This window comes from uncultured Oscillibacter sp., from assembly GCF_900546705.1.
Lineage (GTDB): Bacteria > Bacillota > Clostridia > Oscillospirales > Oscillospiraceae > Oscillibacter.
The window spans coordinates 16,581-34,892 of the sequence record NZ_URDP01000021.1 but is presented as its reverse complement, the minus strand read 5'-3'; the positions used below and the strand labels follow the sequence as shown (position 1 = coordinate 34,892).

Genomic DNA, 18,312 nt, shown 5'->3' with positions numbered 1-18,312 from the left:
CCGGCGCCGAAGCAGGGGCCGCAGAAGCAGGAGCGGATGGAGGCGCCTGCCGCCATCAGAGAGGCGATATAGCCCCGGCGGGTCAGCTCCAGGTTGACGGGCTGGCTGGTGGGGTAGACGGACAGCCAGAAGGCGTCGGAGCCGATGGCATGGCCGTCCAGCACCTGGGCCGCCCGGACGATGTTCTGATAGGTGCCGCCGGAGCAGCCGGCGATAACGCCCTGATCCACCATGAACTTGCCGTCCACGATCTTGTCCAGCAGGGAGGTGGGCTTGCTCTTCAGCTTGAGCTGATGGACGGTGTCCTCGTCCACCTGATGGAGCAGATCGGCCATGTTCTCCTTAAATTCCTGGATGGTATAGGCGTTGGAGGGGTGGAAGGGCAGGGCGATCATGGGCCGGATCTTGTCCAGCTCCACGTGGATGACCCCGTCATAGTAGGCCCCGTCAGCGGGAGCCTGGGGCTTGAACTGGTCGCCCCGGCCCAGTACCGCCAGATGGTCCTTCAGGGTGTCGTCGGCCACCCAAACGGAGGACAGGCAGGTGGTCTCGGTGGTCATCACGTCGATGCCGGAGCGGTAGTCCATGGACAGATTGCTCACGCCGGGGCCGAAGAACTCCATGACCGCGTTCTTGACGGTGCCGTCCTTGAAGGTAGAGCGGATCAGCTCCAGAGCCACGTCCTGGGGGCCCACGCCGGGGATGGGAGCGCCGGTGAGGTAAATGGCGATGACCTTGGGATAGCTGATATTGTAGGTCTTTTCCAGCAACTGCCGGGCCAGCTCGGGGCCGCCCTCGCCGATGGCCATGGTGCCGTAAGCGCCGTAACGGGTGTGGGAGTCAGAACCCAGAATCATCCTGCCGGGGGTGGCGTACCGCTCTCTCATATAGGAGTGGATGACGCTCTGGTGGGCGGGGACAAACTCGCCGCCGTACTTCTTGGCGGCGGACAGGCCGAACACGTGGTCATCCTCGTTGATGGTGCCGCCCACGGCGCACAGAGAGTTGTGGCAGTTGGTGAGCACATAGGGAAGTGGGAACTCCTTCATGCCGGAGGCCCGGGCGGTCTGGATGATGCCGACGTAGGTGATGTCGTGGGAGGCCATGGCGTCAAATTTGATGGCCAGGCTGTCCATGGAGCTGCTGGTGTTGTGGGCCTCCAGAATGGACCAGGCCATGGTGCCCTTCTTGGCCTCCTCCGGGCTGGGCAGGCCGGCGGCGGGGCCGTCCTGGACAGGGACGAAGGCGTTATTTTTATAGTAGACGCCCTGACGGGTGATATTCAGCATAGTATTCCCTCCGATGCTCTTGAATTATCTTTCATCATACCAACTTTTTCTTGCAAGTGCAAGAGCTTTGTCTGTCATTTTCCGGACCATGAAAATTATGTCAACTTTTTCTGCCGCTGTTTCCTTGACGGTTGTATGGGAAATAGGATAAAATATGTCGAAGATATCCCAGATCTGGCAAGGAGCATACCATGAAGAAACGCATTTTTACCCTGCTTTTGCTGCTGCTGTGGGTGGTTGGGCTGCTGCCGTCCGCTATGGCTGCGGGGGCGGAGCAGATTACCGTCCGGTTTTACGATGAGGTGAGCCGGAGTTACAGTGAACCCACGGTGACCGACCGGGTCAATCTGACCCTGGACGGGGAGGCGTTGATCCCCCAGGATGTGCCGGCGCTGGCCTACTATCCGGAGGGGAGCGCTAACGGCCGCACCCTGGTGCCGGTCCGGCTGATCTCCGAGGCTCTGGACGCCACGGTGACCTGGGTGCCCGAGACCCGGCAGATCATTATTCTGCGGGAGGAGAGCACCATTGTGCTGACAGCGGGGAGCGCCACTGCCCTGGTGGACGGCCAGACGGTGGAACTGCCCGACGGAGTGCCCGCCGGCGGCGTCATGTGGGAGGGCAAGGAGAGCACCATGGTCCCTCTCCGTTTTGTGTCCGAGCAGCTGGGGGCCGGGGTGGAATGGATAGGGGAGACGGCCACAGTGGCCATCACCTCCCCGGCAGAGGAGACGCCCGGCCAGCCGGAGACGGCCGACCTGGGGCAGATCACCGGGCTGGCCTTTGACCAGGAGGCCCAGACGCTGACCATCTCCGCTGACCATACCCCACAATACCGCGTTGTGGACCTGGGGGACCGGCTGGCCATCGATGTGCTGGGGGCGGTCTATCCGGAGGCGGAGAATGGCCTTACCCTGCCGGTGGAGAGCCAGGCCATTCTGTCGGTGCGCTGCTACCAGCATGGGGACGACCTGGGCTACGGTTACCCTCATACCCTGCGGGTGGTGTTGGATCTGGCCTCCGGCGTCAGCTATGCCCAGCACCTGTCGGTGTCCTCCGGTGAAAATCAGGTGCGAGTGGCAGTGACCGGTGAGCCGGAGGAACCGGAGGTGCCGCCGCTGGACCCGGCCAAGATCACCATTGCCATCGATCCCGGCCACGGCGGCAATCAGCCGGGGGCGGTCTATCCCGATGAAAACGGAGAGGACGTGCGGGAGAAGGACCTGACCCTGCCCATGTCCCTGATGCTGGCGGATATCCTGGAGGACCTGGGCTACAACGTGGTGCTCACCCGGACCGGGGACGACTCGGTGAGCCTGGCCGACCGGGCCAAGATGGCCAATGCCGCCCAGGCGGCGCTGAGCGGCAGCATTTACGAAAGCTGAAAGGAGGGAGCCCATGGAAAATTGCTTTTCGTGCCGGGTTTTACGGCTGGGGGACAACATCGACACGGATATCATCATGATGACCAAATATCTGGCTATGCCCACCCTGGAGCAGATGGTGCCCCATCTGTTTGAGCCGCTGCGGCCGGAGCTGGCAGCACAGCTGGGACCCGGCACATGCATCGTGGCGGGAAAGAACTTCGGCTGCGGCTCCTCCCGGGAGATGGCCGCCTCCGTGCTGCGTGCCTCCGGCGTCCGCTGCATCATTGCCAGGAGCTTTGCCCGCATTTTTTTCCGCAACGCCATCAACAATGGCTTGCTGCTCATGGAGTGCGACAGCCTCTGGTCGGACTGCCGGGAGGGGGACACCGTGGACGTGACCGTGGGAGAAGCAATCCGTCTCCACGGCAGGACCTATCCCACTCCCGCCTTTTCCGGCGAAGTACTGGAGATCCTGCGACGGGGCGGTCTGGTGCCCCGGATGCAGTCCCTGGACAAATCCCGCCTGACGCCGGCGCCGCCGGTGCCGCCCCGGGTCCACCGCAGCGGTCTCACTTTGGCCCAGCAGCTGCTCACGGGCCGCACCGGTACTCCCGTACGGCCGGGAGATATTATTACCGTGCCGGTGGACGAGGCCGTGCTCCACGATATTTACGCCCCCTATATCTTTCAGCAGTTCCGGGCCATGGGCTTTACCCGTGTGTTCGATCCGGAGCGGGTGCATGTGGTGGTGGATCATCTGTATCCCACCTGTCTGGACGACGACCCCCGGTGCTTCCGGTACAGCCGCCGCTTTCAGGACGAGTACGGCATCCGCCGGGTGTACGCAGCCCAGGGCATCAGCCACCAGCTGGCTCTGGAGGAGGGAATTGCCGCACCGGGAAAAATTGTCTTCGGTACGGACAGCCACACCACCACTTACGGCGCCGTGGGGGCCTTTTCCTCCGGTGTGGGCTACACGGAGATGGCCTCCATCCTGGGCACGGGACAGCTGTGGGTGCGGGTACCCTCCTCTATTTTGGTGGTGGTGGACGGCACGCTGCCCAAAGGCGTATTTCCCAAGGACGTGATCTTGCGGGTGCTGGGAGACCTGGGCGCCGACGGGGCGCTGTACAAGTCCCTGGAGTTCACCGGCTCCGCCGTGGCGCAGATGAGCGTGGCCGGCCGGGCCGCCATCGCCAACATGGCGGTGGAGTGCGGCGCCAAGGCGGCACTGTTTGCCCCGGACGAAAAAACCGCCGCCTTCTGCCAGGCTGACCCCGCCGCTCTGGTGTGGCTGCGCTTGAACCCCGACGCCCAATATGAGCGGGTGCTGCGCTACCGGGCAGAGGAACTGGAGCCCTATCTTGCCTGCCCCTATTCCGTGGACAACGTCCATTCCATCGGGGAAGTGGCCGGCACGCCGGTCAACCAGGTGTTTCTGGGCAGCTGCACCAACGGCCGTCTGGAGGATCTGGCCGCGGCGGCGCAGATTCTGAAAGGTCACGAGATTCCGCCTCATGTGCGGCTGATCGTCACCCCCGGCTCCAACGCGGTATACCGCCAGGCCGTGCGCCTTGGCTATCTTCAGGCCCTGGTGGCTGCCGGTGCCATGGTGACCCATCCCTACTGCTCCTTGTGCCAGGGCCGCAGCGGCGGACTGGTCAGCGGAGAGCAGGTGGTGGTGGGCACCCACAATCGCAACTTCATCGGCCGCATGGGCAGTCCCGCCGCCCGTACCTATCTTGCAAGTCCTGCCGTGGCGGCCGCCTCTGCCCTGGAAGGGCGAATCGCGGACCCCCGTCCCTATCTGTGACGGGTTTTTCTCAAAAGTTTCCAAATCCGTCGGCTTCCGGTATAAGATACACCGGAAGCCGGCTGATTTTGCGCAGATTTTTTGGCGAAAAACCCGTCAAAAGCCTTTGACACCTGGAGATTTATAGAGTATAGTTAGATTGATAATTCATGGGCAATCTTTGTCGTTTTCGTTTTTTAAGGAATTTGCTTCCGTTATGCGGAATCGAGAAAGTTCCGGCACGGCCGCGCCGGCCCATGATGATCCTGCTTATTACATACCAGGAGAGGTGTATCAGATGAAAAAGAAATACGCAGTCATGGATGGCAACACCGCTGCGGCGCATGTGGCCTATGCGTTCACGGAGGTCGCTGCCATCTATCCCATCACGCCGTCTTCTCCCATGGCGGAGAAGGTGGACGAGTGGGCCGCCAAGGGCCGCAAGAACCTGTTCGGCTCCACGGTGGATGTCATTCAGATGCAGTCTGAAGCCGGTGCCGCCGGTACCTGCCACGGCTCTTTGCAGGCCGGTGCCCTGACCACCACGTTCACGTCTTCCCAGGGATTGATGCTGATGATCCCCGCCATGTACGCCATGGGCGGCCAGTTCCTGCCCAGCGTCATGCACATCGCCTCCCGGGTGGTGACCTCCAACCACCACTCCATTTTCGGCGATCACACCGACTTTATGACCTGCCGCACCACCGGCTACGCCATGCTCATGTCCTCCTGCCCCCAGGAAGCCATGGACTTAGGCGCCGTGGCCCATCTTTCCGCCATTGACGCCCGGTACGCTTTCATGCACTGCTTCGACGGCTTCCGCACCTCCCACGAGATGCAGCGCATCGAGGCGCTGGACTACGAGGATCTGCGTGGTCTGGTGAACTACGAGTCCCTCAAGGACTTCCGCCGTCACGCCCTGAACCCCGAGCACCCCACCAACCGGGGCAACAACGTCAACCCCGACGTGTACTTCCAGTGCAAGGAGGGCGCCAACGAAAAGGCCGCCTCTCTGCCCGACACCGTCCAGCACTACATGGACGAGATCAACAAGCTCACCGGCCGGGACTACAAGCTCTTCAACTACTACGGCGCTCCCGACGCTGAGGACGTGATCGTGGTCATGTGCTCCGCCTCCGAGACCGTCAAGGAGACCGTGGACTACCTCAACGCCCAGGGCCGCAAGGTGGGCATGGTGCAGATCCACCTGTACCGTCCCTTCTCCGTCTCTCACTTCGCCGCCGCCATCCCCGCCACCTGCAAGCGCATCGCCGTGCTGGACCGCTCCAAGGAGACCGGTTCCGTAGGCGAGCCCGTGTACCTGGACGTGGTGACCGCCCTCAACCAGGCCGGCCGCGGCGACATCCGCGTGGTGGGCGGCCGGTACGGCCTGTCCTCCAAGGACACCACCCCCGGCCAGATCATCGCCGTGTATGATAACCTGAAGCAGGCCAATCCCAAGAACAGCTTCACCATCGGCATTGTGGACGATGTGACCCACACCTCTCTGGACTACAAGGATGTGGAGCTGCCCCATCCCGGCGAGGTCTCCTGCAAGCTGTGGGGCCTGGGCGGCGACGGCACCGTGGGCGCCAACAAGAACGCCATCTCCACCATCGGCCTGGTAGCCGACAAGTATGCCCAGGCGTACTTCTCCTACGACTCCATGAAGTCCGGCGGTCTGACCCAGAGCCACCTGCGCTTCGGCGACCACCCCATCCGCTCCACCTATCTGGTGTCCTCTGCGGACTTCATCGCCGTTCACGCACCTACCTATGTAAATAAGTACGACACCACCGAGGACCTCAAGGACGGGGGCATCTTCCTGCTCAACTGCCCCTGGAGCGCCGAGGAGCTGGACACCCGTCTGCCCGGCAAGATGAAGCGTGACCTGGCCCGCAAGCACGCCCAGTTCTACATCATCGACGCGGCCAAGCTGGCTCAGGAGATCGGCCTGGGCAAGCGCACCAACAGCATCCTCCAGGCCGCTTTCTTCGCTCTGACCAAGGTCATCCCCCTGGACATGGCCGTGGAGGATATGAAGAAGAACAACTATAACTCCTACTTCAAGAAGGCCGGCCAGAAGATCGTCGACCTGAACAACAAGGCCGTGGACGTGGGCATCAGCGCCGCCGTGAAGGTGGACATCCCCGCCTCCTGGGCCGACGCCGCCGACACCCCCGTGGTGGAGCCCAAGGGCGCCACTCCCTTTGTGCGGGACATCGTGCTGCCCATGGACCGTCAGCAGGGCGACAAGCTGCCCGTGTCCGTGTTCAAGAAGTACGGCGTGCTGGACGGCACCTGGGAAAACGGCACCTCTGCCTTCTCCAAGCGCGGTGTTGCCACCATGGTGCCCAAGTGGAACGCCGAGAGTTGCATCCAGTGCAACCGCTGCTCCATGGCCTGCCCCCACGCCGCCATCCGCCCCGTGCTGCTCAGCGACGAGGAGAAGGCCAAGGTGCCCGCTTCCTTTGAGACCGTGCCCGCCAAGGGCCTGGGCAAGGACGCGCCCGCTTACTCCTTCCGCATGCAGATCTCTCCCTATGACTGCCTGGGCTGCGGCGTGTGCCTGACCGTGTGCCCCGCCAACGCCAGCGACAAGACCGCCGACGCTCTGGTTATGACGCCCTTTGAGGAGATGAAGGGCGAGCAGACCAACTTCGACGAGGTGGCCATGAACGACGCCTACCTGAAGAAGGACGTCATTTCCGACAAGACCGTCAAGAACCTCCAGTTCGCCAAGCCCTACTTCCAGTTCTCCGCCGCCTGCGCCGGCTGCGCCGAGACCACCTACATCAAGCTGGTCAGCCAGATGGTGGGCGATCGGATGTATGTGGGCAACGCGGCAGGCTGCTCCTCCGCCATTTCCGGCGGCGCGCCCATCCTGCCCTACTGCAAGGACAGCTGCGGCCGCGGCCCCGCCTGGGAGCACTCCCTGTTCGAGGACAACGCCGAGTTTGCCTACGGCTTCTTCCATGCCCAGGACGCCATCCGCAAGGAGATCCTCATCCGTCTGGAGGACCTCAAGAGCGCCGGCATCGCCGTGGAGGCGGTGAACGACTACCTGGCCAACTGGGAGGACAAGGAGAAGACCCGCGCCGTATCCGACGCGCTGGTTGCCGCCCTGGAGCAGGCTGAAAAGACCGAGGATGTCCAGTTCATCCTGGACAACAAGGAGTACCTGTCCAAGAAGTCCATCTGGGCCATCGGCGGTGACGGCTGGGCCTATGATATCGGCTTCGGCGGCATTGACCACGTCATGGCGCAGAACCGGGATGTGAACCTGCTGGTTCTGGACACCGAGGTCTACTCCAACACCGGCGGTCAGTCCTCCAAGTCCACTCCCACCTCCGCTGTGGCCAAATTTGCCGCCGGCGGCAAGCAGGTGGCCAAGAAGGACCTGGGCGCCATCCTCATGACCTACGGCTATGTGTACGTGGCCCAGGTGGCCATGGGCGCCGACCAGGCTCAGACCCTCAAGGCCATCCGGGAAGCCGAGTCCTATCCCGGCCCCTCCATCGTCATCGCCTACTGCCCCTGCCTGGAGCAGCACATCAAGGCCGGCATGGGCTGCTCTCAGTCCGAGATGAAGAAGGCTGTGGAGTGCGGCTACTGGCACCTGTACCGGTATGATCCCCGCCGGGTTGCCGAGGGCAAGAACCCCTTCCAGCTGGACTCCGCCGAGCCGGACACCAGCAAGCTCATGGACTACCTCATGGGCGAGAACCGCTTCGCTTCTCTGAAGAACAACTTCCCCGAGAAGGCCGAGGCCCTCTATCAGCAGGAGATTGCCAACCTGAAGGCCCGGTACGAGAAGTACCGCAAGATGGCCGAGGAGCAGTAAGCTCTGTCACGGAAAACGGGGAGCACGCCATGTGCTCCCCGTTTTTTCCACAACCGCCGCCGGGATGTTCCGGCGGCGGTTTTTCAGTTGGCGGGCTGCCCGAATGTGTTCCAGTATCCCTCCAGGGATGCGTAGGGGATGGTCTGGGTCACGTAGTCCCGGGACGGGTCATCCTCCGGACGGAAGAAGAACACTGCACCGTCTCCATTGAGATAGAAGGACACCGGGGCATCTCCGGGCTGGGTCTCCAGCAGCTTCACAACGGCCGCCTTATCCCGGAAGGCGTTGTCCATTGTCACTTCCTGGGCACTTCCGCCCTCCAGGTTCACCGCTGTCTGCGTCCGGGTCTCGGTGCCGTCCGGAGCGGTCAGTGTCTGGGTGTACAGCACGCTGACCCAAGTGCCGTCACAGCGCCCCACCTCATAGGAAAGTGCCTTGCTGTCCTTGGTATCCAGCGACTCCAGCGACTGGGCCGGATGCGCCAGAGACTGGTTCATGTAGTCCATCAGCAGCTCCCCGGGAAACTCGGTCAGCTGGGGATAGTGGATCTCGTCCGTCACACTGGTATCCTCGTAGGCCGCCTGGGGTACTGTCTGGCTCTGTTCCCCGGACGCCTGTCCGTCCCGGGGATCTGCCGCCGGCGCCGTCTTTCCACAGCCGGAAAGAGCCAGAGCCAGCACCAGAGCCGGAATCCACAGCAGTTTTTTCATCATGGAAAACCTCCTCGGTCGTTTATGTCCCCGGGCATATCCGGGCACTTGTTGTATAAGACGGTCGGAAGCGGCAAAAGGTTTTCCAGCTTCTTCCGCTGCCCCTCACAGTGCCGCCGCATATGCTGTGTATGGGGGGTCTCAGGGAATGGACGTTGCCAAGCCTGCTTTTTTGTTCTATAATACCTTCGTATTCTCCTATTTTTCCCACCGAACCGGTAAAGGAGTCTCCCATGACCAATGTACAATTTCCGTATCAGGCAATGCTCTCAGCGGATACGCTGCTGATTATTGATGACGATGCCATTAACCGCGGCATCCTGGAAAATATTTTTGCCTCTCACTACGCCATTGAAGAGGCAGAAAACGGCCGGGAAGGCCTGGAGAAGATCCTGGCCCACCCCCAGCGTCTGTGCGCCGTGCTGCTGGATGTGGTAATGCCGGAAATGGACGGGATTCAGGTCCTGCGGGCGCTGAAATCCCACCACCTCACCGAGCAGGTACCGGTATTCCTCATTACCGCCGAGGCCAGCGGCAGTGTCATGAAAGAAGCATACGAGCTGGGCGTCATGGACGTCATCGGCAAGCCCGTCATTCCCTACGTGGTGCTGCGGCGGGTGCAGTCGGTGGTGGAGCTGTATCAGGCCCGGGCCCGGCTCAGCGGCGTGGTGAACCGCCAGCAGGCGGAGCTCCTGGAGCGAGCCGAGCAGATCGTCCGGCTCAACCAGGGAATGGTGGAGGCCCTGTCCGCCGCCATTGAGTTCCGCAACGGCGAATCCGGCCAGCACGTGCGCCGCATTCACGACATCACCCACTATCTGCTCACCCACACCCCCATGGGCCGGGGGCTGGAGCCAAACGATGTGGAAAACATCTCCCTGGCCGCTGTCATGCACGACGTGGGCAAGATTGCCATCCCCGATGCCATTTTGAATAAGCCCGGCCGGCTGACTCCGGCAGAGTTTGAGATCATGAAAACCCATACCGTTCAGGGTGCGCTGCTGCTGGAAAAGATCCCCCAGATGCAGGACAGCGGCGCCTACGCCTATGCCTGTGACATTGCCCGCCACCACCACGAGCGCTGGGACGGCCGGGGTTATCCCGATGGCCTCAGGGGAGAGGAGATCTCCATCTGGTCCCAGGTGGTATCCCTGGCGGACGTGTATGATGCTCTGACCAGCAAGCGGGTTTACAAGGACGCCTTCTCCTGCGAGGAGGCCCTGAGGATGATTCGGGACGGGGAGTGCGGCGCCTTCAATCCGGCGCTGCTGGACGCGTTTTTCTCCGTGGAGCCGGCGCTGCGGGCCCTGTATCCCACGCCCGCCCCGGCCCGGACGTAACCCAAATTTTCCGGACGGCGGAGTATTTTACCGCCAAAACCACAAGGAGGACACCATGTTTCAACAAATGCGCAGAAACCGGCAGGCCCTGTCCCAGGAGGAAATTGCCGCGGTCCTGCATGCCGGCACATCCGGCGTACTGGCACTCTCTGGCGATGACGGCTATCCCTACGCGGTTCCGCTGAGCTATGTGTATCAATCCGGCAAGTTCTTCTTCCACTGTGCAAAGGCAGGCCACAAGATCGACGCCATCCGGCAAAGCCCAAAGGCCTCCTTCTGCGTCATCGGCCAGGACCGGATTGTGCCGGAGGAGTATACCACTTATTTCAAAAGCGTGATTGCCTTCGGGACCATCCGCATTCTGGAGGACGCGGCGGAAAAGCGGCAGGCCATTGAGCGCCTGGCTGCGAAATACGCCCCGAAGGACACCCCTGCCGGGCGGGCCCGCACCATTGACCGGGCGTGGGACCGTCTGTGCATTCTGGAGCTCTCAGTGGAACACCTCTCCGGCAAGCAGGCGCTGGAGCTGGCAGAGCAGAAATGATTTTTCCTGCATAAAAAAGCCGGTGATGGTAGCATCACCGGCTTTTTATATTTCCTTTCAAAGAGACATGATGGCCGCTACCGCCTCCGCCGTGGTGCGGGCAGGGAAGAGCTCAAAGCCCACCAGGCCGTAGTAGCCTGTCTTTTCCAGGCAGTCCAGCACCGCAGGAAAGGCAATCTCTCCCGTGCCCGGCTCGTGGCGGCCCGGCGCGTCCGCTGCGTGCACGTGGCCGATCTGCCCGTGCCAGGCGCGGATGTTGCCCATCAGGTTTCCCTCGCTCAGCTGCATGTGGTAGATGTCATAAAGAATCTTCAGCCGGGGAGAGCCCACCAGGGCCGTTAGCTCCGCCGCCACAGCAGTGGAGACCAGGAAGTTGCCCGGGTGGTCCGTAATGGGATTGAGCGCCTCCAGATGCAGCGTCAGCCCCCGGTCCTCCGCCAGACGGGCGCAGTCTCTGAGCGTATCGTACATGGCGCAAAGGCGCACCGTGTCCGAAAGGCCCTCCCCCCGGTCTGTGACCACACCGCCCTCACCCAAGGCGTTGGAGTGGATGGTGAGGGAAGCGGCCCCCACGGCCGCCGCCGCGTCCATGGCCTGGGTCAGATCCCGCAGATAGTCCGCCTTTTGCCCGGGGTCGATCAGGGAAAACGGACCGTCCCCATTGAACCCGGCCACCTTGATTCCCGCATCCTCTGCCGCCTGCCGCACCGCCGCCAGGTCCTTGTCCCGCCAGGACCAGAACTCCACGGCGGAAAATCCGTCCCGCGCCGCCGCGGCAATCCGCTCCAGAAACGGCACTTCCCGGTACAGCGTCTCAATACAGGCACATTTTTTCAGCTTCATACCCCCGCCTCCTTTTGGCTTCACCTTATCAAATCCGCCCGTCTCTGTCAACGGCCGCCCACCGGGAGGGAAATTTTTGCCGCACCCCCTTGCCGCCTGGGCGGAATGGGCGTATACTGACATGGATTTTGGACATGCGGGAGGCAGCAGGATGGAACACGAGCAATTCCTCCACACACATAAACACCACGGCCAGATGTCGGAGTCCTTTCTGACCGCCGGATTGTTATCCCTGTCGGGCGGTCTTCAGGACGCCTATACGTATCTTGCCCGGGGTGAGGTATTCGCCAACGCCCAGACCGGCAACATCGTTTTGATGTGGGTACGGTTTTTCGAGGGCTCCTGGCAGAAGTCCCTGCGGTATCTGGTGCCGCTGCTGGCCTTCGCCCTGGGTGTGCTGGCCGCGGAGCTGCTGCACATGCGCTATGGGAAAATGGAGCGGTTCCACTGGCGGCAGCTGGTGGTGATGGCGGAAATCGTCCTGCTGGCAGGGGTGGGGCTGATTCCTCAGTCCTGGAACCTGCTGGCCAACTCCCTGGTGTCTTTTTCCTGCGCCATGCAGGTGCAGGCCTTCCGCAAGGTGGACGGCTACGCCTTTGCCAGCACCATGTGCATCGGCAACCTGCGCAGCGGCACCGAGTCGCTGTGCGCCTACTGGAAATACGGCGCTCCCCAGGCCCGGAAGAAGGCCGGGCGGTACTTCGGCATTATCGCTCTGTTCGGCTTGGGGGCAGGCTTGGGCGGCGTGCTGCTGCCCTATCTGGGCATGGGTACCATTTGGGTTTCCTGTGGGCTGCTGGTAGCGGCCTTTGTCATCATGTTTATCCGGGAAGACCTGGAAGAATCATAAAAAAAGCGGTCCGGAAGTTCCGGACCGCTTTTTATTTCAATTATGTGCCTTGTGGTATTCCTCCATATCCATGATGCCCTGGACAATCATCTCCGGCGTGACGGTGTAGGGGAACACCCGCACGTCGATGCCGGCCAGCGCCTTGGCCGTGACGGCCGGCAGATCCTCCGGCGTGGCATGGATGTCGGCAAGGCAGGTGGGCAGTCCGATGGAGCGGCTGAAGGCATAGAGCTTATCCCGCTCTTCAAACTGTTTGTCTACGGTCAGCATGACCAGAATGCCGTAGGAGACTACCTCGCCGTGGAGGTGATGGTGGGCCTCCGTGGAGGGCAGCACCGTAAAGCCGTTGTAGATGGCGTGGGCCAGGCCGGTGGTGTAGTCCACCTGAACGAAGTTGGACACCAGACCCGTGGAGATGATGATGCCCAGAATCACCTCCGTCAGCTCCCGGGTGACCTTGTGGGCCCGGCAGTCTTCCAGCGCCTGACGGCCCCAGCGGATGATGGGCTCGGCGCACATGGAGCTCAGGGCGATGCCCATGGCATCGGAGTGGGCAGGTACGTCGCCCCGGGAGGAGATGGTGCATTCATAGTGCTTGGCCATGGTATCGCCCATACCGGCCCACAGGTAGATATCGGGCGCGTCGGCGATCACCTGGGTGTTGATGAAAATGTGGTTGGGCGGAATCTTGGAGAAGGAGTACTCCCGCAGGCTCCCGTCCGGATGATAGACGATGCCAAGGCTCGTGCAGGAGGCACAGGTGGAGGCGATGGTGGGGAAGGTGAAGAAGGGACGGTTCGTCTCGTGGGCGAGCACCTTGCAGGTGTCGATGGCCTTGCCGCCGCCCACGGCGAAGATCATGTCCGCCTCCTCAATCTGCGGCCGCAGCATCTCCATATTCTCCCGGGAGGCCTCGCCGCCGTACCAGATGGGCCCGATGATCTCCATGCCGGCCTCCTTGGCCGCCTGGATGATGGCGTCTCCGGCTGCCGCCAGAGCCCGCTTGCCGCCGATGACCGCCGCTTTTTTGCCGTAGGCCGGGCAGACGGCGGCGATATCGTCATAGGCGTCCGGCCCAATGGTATATCCGGGGAACAGAGTTTTTTCCATGGTGTATATGCTCCTTTATTGACTGGTGCTCAGTCGCACTGGGCGGCGGGGCGGGTGGTGGTGACGGTCTTGGCGGCGGGGACGGATTCGTCCTCCTGCCGCTCGGGGAAGGCCTCCCCGTGGGCACGGATGTAAGCGCGGTTTTTATAGACACCCACCGTGAGGAACGGGATCACCACCACGATGATGCCCAGGTAGCCGCAGTAGCCGTAGCCATACTTGATGATATTGGACAGACCCGCCAGAGAGATGGTCATGGACACCACGATGATGAACGCGGAGACGATGGCGCTGCGGACGGGAGCGGAGGAAATTCCCCGGAACATGGGGAGCTTTTCAAACCGGGCCACGAAGCCGAAGATGGTGGTCACGCCGGTGGAGATGAGGCACAGGAGCAGGCAGATGCCGTAGACGGTGGTGAGCCAGCCGATGCCCATGGCGTTGCAGGCGGTGAGGGTGGGAATCGTGGTGCCGCCCTCCACGGAGGTGTACACGCCCTGCCAGGTGAGGAGCATGAAGATGGAGAGCACCAGGGCCACCGTGTTCATGACGAAGGAGATCCACATGGCCTTGCCGCAGCCCTTGCGGTTTTTCAGCGGCGTGCCGCAGGCGATCATGGTGGGCAGCGTCACGCACTGGAAGCCGGCGTAGGTGAAGGCGTTGACGATTGCCTGGGGAATTCCGCCGAAGCCCCGCTGGGCAAAGTCCGCGGCCAGGACGGAGGAGATGGAGCTGTCGCTTTTGAAGATGCCCACGGTGTAGATGGTGATGGCGGTAATCAAAATGGCGATGCCCATATAGGTGGAGGCCGCCCGGACGATGCCGGCACCGAAGATGGTCAGCACCAGCACCACTGCGCCCACAGCCACGATGCCCAAGTAGTAGTTCATGCCGAAGTAGCCCTGAAGGGCGGAGGCGGCACCGGAGATGGCCGCAGCCACCGCCATGAGCACCATGATGTAGAAGAATACCTCAAAGAGCCACTCGATCTTGTCGAAGGGGTGATAAAGGGTCTCAAAGAGCTGCTTGTAGCTGGTCAGCCCCCGGGAGTTGTACATCACCATGGCCTGGCGCATGGTCAGCGTCAAAAGCAGCATGGCGATCACGGCGCTGACGACGCCGGCCCAGCCAAGGCCCACATAGTAGGTGTTGGCCTGGTTGCCGGTGGCAAAACCGCCGCCGGCGTGGGCGGAGAAGAGTACGGAGCCCACGGAGAAGGCGATGACGAACGGGGTCTTTGCGATGCGTTTTTCTTTCATGTTCGATTCCTCCCAAAACTGGTTTTCGATGGGGCAAGGAGGCAACAAAAAAACCTTTCGTCGCTCCTGCCTGTCAGGGCAGAAGAGACGAAAGGTTTGAAAACGCTTCCGCGGTACCACTCTTCTTTATCCTCAAAAATGAGGATCACTCTGCGGGATACCATCATATCCCTGCACGCTAACGGGTGCGCCCGTCCGCGCCTACTTACCTTCGGCCCGGCCGCTCTGCAGCCAGTTCGGCGGATCAGCAGCCATCGTGTCTCGCACCAACCGACACTTCTCTGCATGGGCCTTCCCGCTTACTACTCTGCGTCCTTGCGTTTTATTGAGTGTGATGTTACCACAGCTTTTTTCGTTTGTCAACGGGGAATTTTCGTTTTCCCCCGGAAAACTCAGATGGGCAGCAGCTGCTTTGCGATGGCAAAGTAGATCATGAGAGACAGCGCGTCCACGATGGTGGTGATGAGGGGCGCAGCCATAATGGCGGGGTCTGCGTGGATGAGCTTTGCCGCCATGGGCAGCACGCCGCCTACGGTCTTGGCAATGACCACGGTGGCAAACAATGCCAGCGTCACCGTCAGGCAAATGAGATGGCTGCCGGGATACTGGATCACCAGCCGCACGAAGTTCACCGCAGCCAGGGCCGCGCCCACCACTACGCTCACCCGCAGCTCCTTCCACAGCACCCGGGGAAAATCCGACAGCTCGATATCACCCACGGCCATACCGCGGATCACCAGGGTGCTGGACTGGCTGCCGGCGTTTCCGCCGGTATCCGTGAGCATGGGGATAAACGTCACCAAAAGGGGCAGCGCGGCGAAGGCCTCCTCATACCGTCCCAGGATGCCGCCGGTCACCATACCGGAGATCATCAGCACCAGCAGCCACATGATGCGGTGGCGGGCCAGGGTGAATACCCCGGTCTTGAGATAGGGCTTTTCCGAGGGGGCCATGGCAGCCATCTTCTCAAAGTCCTCGGTGGCCTCCTCTTCCATGACGTCCATCACGTCGTCCACGGTAACCACGCCTACCAGGCGGTTTTCCGTATCCACCACCGGAAGTGCCAGAAAGTCATAGCGCATCATGGCCTCCACAGCCTGCTCCCGGTCATCGGTGGTGCGAGCGGTGATCACATCCCGCTCCATGATCTTCTCCACCGTGCACTCCTCCGGAGCCAGCAGCAGCTCCCGCAGCGTCACCACGCCCTCCAGCACCCGGCTCTCGTTGGTGACATAGCAGGTGTAGATGGACTCGCAGTCGGCGCCGATACGGCGGATGCGCTCCATGGCCGAGCGGGCGGTATCCGTCTTTTTCAGATCGGCAAACTCTGCGGTCATGATGCTGCCCACGCTGCCCTCCGGGTAGCGCAGGAACTGATTCAGCAGCTTGCGGGTCTCGGGCCGGGCCTGCCGGAGCATGCGGCTTGCAACGCCGGCGGGCAGCTCCTCCAGAATGTCCACCGCATCGTCCACAAACAGCTCCTCCACGATCTCGCCCAGCTCATGGTCGGTGGCCGCGTCCACAATGGAGTGCCGGAACTCCGGCGACAGCTGGGAAAACACCTCCGCCGCCTGCTCCTTGGGCAGCGCCCGGAACGCCAGCACCGCCTGCTCGATGGGCAGCGTCTCCAGGAACTCCGCCAGGTCCACTTCATTTTCCCGGGAGAGAATCTCCCGCAGCTCCCGGAATTTTTTTCCGGCCAGGAGCTCCCGGCAATAGGTCCAAATCTTCTTCTCCATGGCGTAAAAACCTCCCTTTTTTTCATTGGGAAGCTTCTGAAAAGACGCACAAAGCCGCACCGACACCGCCCCCGTCAGGGGACAGGTCTGTGCGGCGGCACTCCCATGGACTTCGCGGCCCCTTATATTGCCCGGGAAAAGGCAAGAGGACGCCGCTTGGGAACGTCGCTGTCTGTTCGGAAACTTCGACTGCCGGTATCCACTTACCTTTCCTCCTTTTTTGTCATCTCATGCGGAGAGCTCTCTCCGCCCGGTCAGTATAACACCAGCCCTTATTTTTTTGCAAGCAATTCTCCATTTTTTCATGGGATTTTACACTTTTTTAAAATTTCCACTCCATGGAAAAAACGACGCAATCCCCCGTCAGGCAACGATTTCCGCCTTCATTCCCGCCGCCGCGGCACCGTGCGTCAATTTCCAGACTCCCTCGACAGATTCCGGCAAAATTCCGCGGCCCCTTTGTGTATGATAGACCTGTCAAATCCAATATCTTGTGACAACTTAGAAAGGATGACCACAGTATGCAGAATTTAAGCAAAGGATATCTGATGCTGTTCAACACATTGACGCAGACGGAGGAGGCTCTGGCCCGGCTGCGAAGCGATCTGATGGCCGCCCAGCAGCAGGCGGAGGAGCTGTATCTGGAAGCGGACACGGACCAAGACGGTTGCGGTCCGGAGGAAAATCCGGTACAATAAGAGCCGACGCCGGCTCCGGGCCGGACAGATATCCTAAGGAGGCTCTCTATGCTGCATATCGGCTGTCATCTCTCCTCATCCAAGGGCTTTGCCGCCATGGGCCGTCAGGCCCTGGACATCGGAGCGGACACGTTTCAGTTTTTCACCCGCAATCCCCGGGGAAGCCGGGCCAAGGCACTGGACGTAGAGGACGTCCGCGCCCTGGAACAGCTGCTTCGGGAAAACGGCTTTGCGCCGCTGGTGGCCCACGCGCCCTACACGCTGAACCTGTGCGCCGCGTTGGAGGAAAGCCGCACCTTCGCCCGCTCCACCATGGCCGATGACCTCCACCGGCTGGAGCACCTGCCGGGTCAGTACTACAATTTCCACCCCGGCAGCCATGTGGGCCAGGGGACGGAGGCAGGCATTGCCTTTATCGCCGACGGCCTCAACGACATTCTGCGCCCCGACCAGTCCACCACCGTGCTGCTGGAGACCATGGCGGGTAAAGGCAGCGAAGTGGGCGGCCGGTTTGAGGAACTGCGGGCAATTTTGGACCGGGTGAGTCTGCCGGAAAAGGTAGGCGTGTGCCTGGACACCTGCCACGTCTGGGACGGCGGCTACGACATCGCCGGGGATCTGGACGGCGTTTTGACGGAGTTTGACCGCATCATCGGCCTGGACCTCCTCCGGGCCGTCCATCTCAATGACAGCTGCAACAGCCTGGGCAGTCACAAGGACCGCCACGCCTGCATCGGCGATGGCTGCATCGGCCTGGAGGCCCTGGAGCGGGTGGTGCGCCACCCGGCACTGCAAAACCTGCCCTTCTGTCTGGAAACTCCCAACGATATTCCCGGCTACGCCGCCGAGATCGCCCTGCTGCGGCAGGCCGCGGAAAAAGCGTAAAAAAAGCCGTCCCGGATTTCGGGACGGCTTTTTTATATCTGG

Annotated in this window: 14 protein-coding genes and 1 other annotated feature; of the genes, 8 read left to right on the top strand and 6 right to left on the bottom strand. The window is 61.7% G+C overall.

The genetic code is table 11. The features are described 5' to 3' along the window. Positions 1-1,289, bottom strand: a 1,289-nt coding sequence (locus QZS13_RS06175; protein ID WP_295586959.1) for a hydratase, incomplete at its 3' end; no start/stop codon positions are given. Between the two features lie 191 nt (positions 1,290-1,480). On the opposite strand from QZS13_RS06175, the gene QZS13_RS06170 reads away from it, so the two are divergent. From QZS13_RS06170 to nifJ, 3 genes are all read left to right on the top strand, one after another. Continuing rightward, complete coding sequence (locus QZS13_RS06170) at positions 1,481-2,674, top strand: N-acetylmuramoyl-L-alanine amidase family protein (protein ID WP_295586957.1); 1,194 nt, start codon at positions 1,481-1,483, stop codon at positions 2,672-2,674. A gap of 13 nt (positions 2,675-2,687) precedes the next feature. Continuing rightward, positions 2,688-4,469, top strand: coding sequence for an aconitase/3-isopropylmalate dehydratase large subunit family protein (locus QZS13_RS06160; protein WP_307986758.1), 1,782 nt, complete (start codon positions 2,688-2,690; stop codon positions 4,467-4,469). 277 nt (positions 4,470-4,746) lie between these two features. Continuing rightward, positions 4,747-8,292 (top strand): pyruvate:ferredoxin (flavodoxin) oxidoreductase, encoded by a 3,546-nt coding sequence (nifJ, locus tag QZS13_RS06155; protein ID WP_295586955.1) that lies wholly within the window; start codon positions 4,747-4,749, stop codon positions 8,290-8,292. An 83-nt stretch (positions 8,293-8,375) separates the two neighbouring features. Here nifJ and QZS13_RS06150 read toward each other — a convergent pair whose 3' ends face one another. After that, the gene (locus tag QZS13_RS06150; RefSeq protein ID WP_295586953.1) at positions 8,376-9,005 is read right to left on the bottom strand and encodes a hypothetical protein; all 630 of its coding nucleotides are present in this window, start codon (positions 9,003-9,005) and stop codon (positions 8,376-8,378) included. Positions 9,006-9,235: 230 nt separating this feature from the next. Here QZS13_RS06150 and QZS13_RS06145 point away from each other — a divergent pair, with 230 nt between their 5' ends. Together QZS13_RS06145 and QZS13_RS06140 are read left to right on the top strand one after the other, a co-directional pair. After that, positions 9,236-10,342: an HD domain-containing phosphohydrolase gene (locus QZS13_RS06145; protein ID WP_295586950.1), complete on the top strand. Its 1,107-nt coding sequence runs from the start codon at positions 9,236-9,238 to the stop codon at positions 10,340-10,342. A 55-nt stretch (positions 10,343-10,397) separates the two neighbouring features. Next, positions 10,398-10,886, top strand: a complete 489-nt coding sequence (locus tag QZS13_RS06140; protein WP_295586947.1) for a pyridoxamine 5'-phosphate oxidase family protein — start codon at positions 10,398-10,400, stop codon at positions 10,884-10,886. A 57-nt stretch (positions 10,887-10,943) separates the two neighbouring features. On the opposite strand, the gene QZS13_RS06135 is transcribed toward QZS13_RS06140, so the two are convergent. Further along, positions 10,944-11,729: a TIM barrel protein gene (locus QZS13_RS06135; RefSeq protein ID WP_295586945.1), complete on the bottom strand. Its 786-nt coding sequence runs from the start codon at positions 11,727-11,729 to the stop codon at positions 10,944-10,946. Positions 11,730-11,880: 151 nt separating this feature from the next. Here QZS13_RS06135 and QZS13_RS06130 point away from each other — a divergent pair, with 151 nt between their 5' ends. Next, on the top strand, positions 11,881-12,579 hold the full coding sequence (locus QZS13_RS06130) for a YoaK family protein (RefSeq protein WP_295586942.1): 699 nt from the start codon (positions 11,881-11,883) through the stop codon (positions 12,577-12,579). A gap of 36 nt (positions 12,580-12,615) precedes the next feature. On the opposite strand, the gene QZS13_RS06125 is transcribed toward QZS13_RS06130, so the two are convergent. The 3 genes from QZS13_RS06125 to mgtE form a co-directional block, all read right to left on the bottom strand. Then, the gene (locus tag QZS13_RS06125) at positions 12,616-13,689 is read right to left on the bottom strand and encodes an iron-containing alcohol dehydrogenase family protein (protein WP_295586940.1); all 1,074 of its coding nucleotides are present in this window, start codon (positions 13,687-13,689) and stop codon (positions 12,616-12,618) included. 29 nt (positions 13,690-13,718) lie between these two features. Beyond that, positions 13,719-14,948, bottom strand: a complete 1,230-nt coding sequence (locus tag QZS13_RS06120) for a hypothetical protein (RefSeq protein ID WP_295586938.1) — start codon at positions 14,946-14,948, stop codon at positions 13,719-13,721. An 80-nt stretch (positions 14,949-15,028) separates the two neighbouring features. Beyond that, positions 15,029-15,273, bottom strand: a binding site (T-box leader). Positions 15,274-15,340: 67 nt separating this feature from the next. Beyond that, positions 15,341-16,687: a magnesium transporter gene (gene mgtE / locus QZS13_RS06115; protein ID WP_295586936.1), complete on the bottom strand. Its 1,347-nt coding sequence runs from the start codon at positions 16,685-16,687 to the stop codon at positions 15,341-15,343. A 521-nt stretch (positions 16,688-17,208) separates the two neighbouring features. On the opposite strand from mgtE, the gene QZS13_RS06110 reads away from it, so the two are divergent. Next, positions 17,209-17,385 (top strand): hypothetical protein, encoded by a 177-nt coding sequence (locus QZS13_RS06110; protein WP_295586934.1) that lies wholly within the window; start codon positions 17,209-17,211, stop codon positions 17,383-17,385. 48 nt (positions 17,386-17,433) lie between these two features. Next, entirely contained in the window at positions 17,434-18,270 is an 837-nt protein-coding gene (locus QZS13_RS06105; RefSeq protein WP_295586932.1) for a deoxyribonuclease IV, read from the top strand. Positions 18,271-18,312 lie beyond the last annotated feature (42 nt).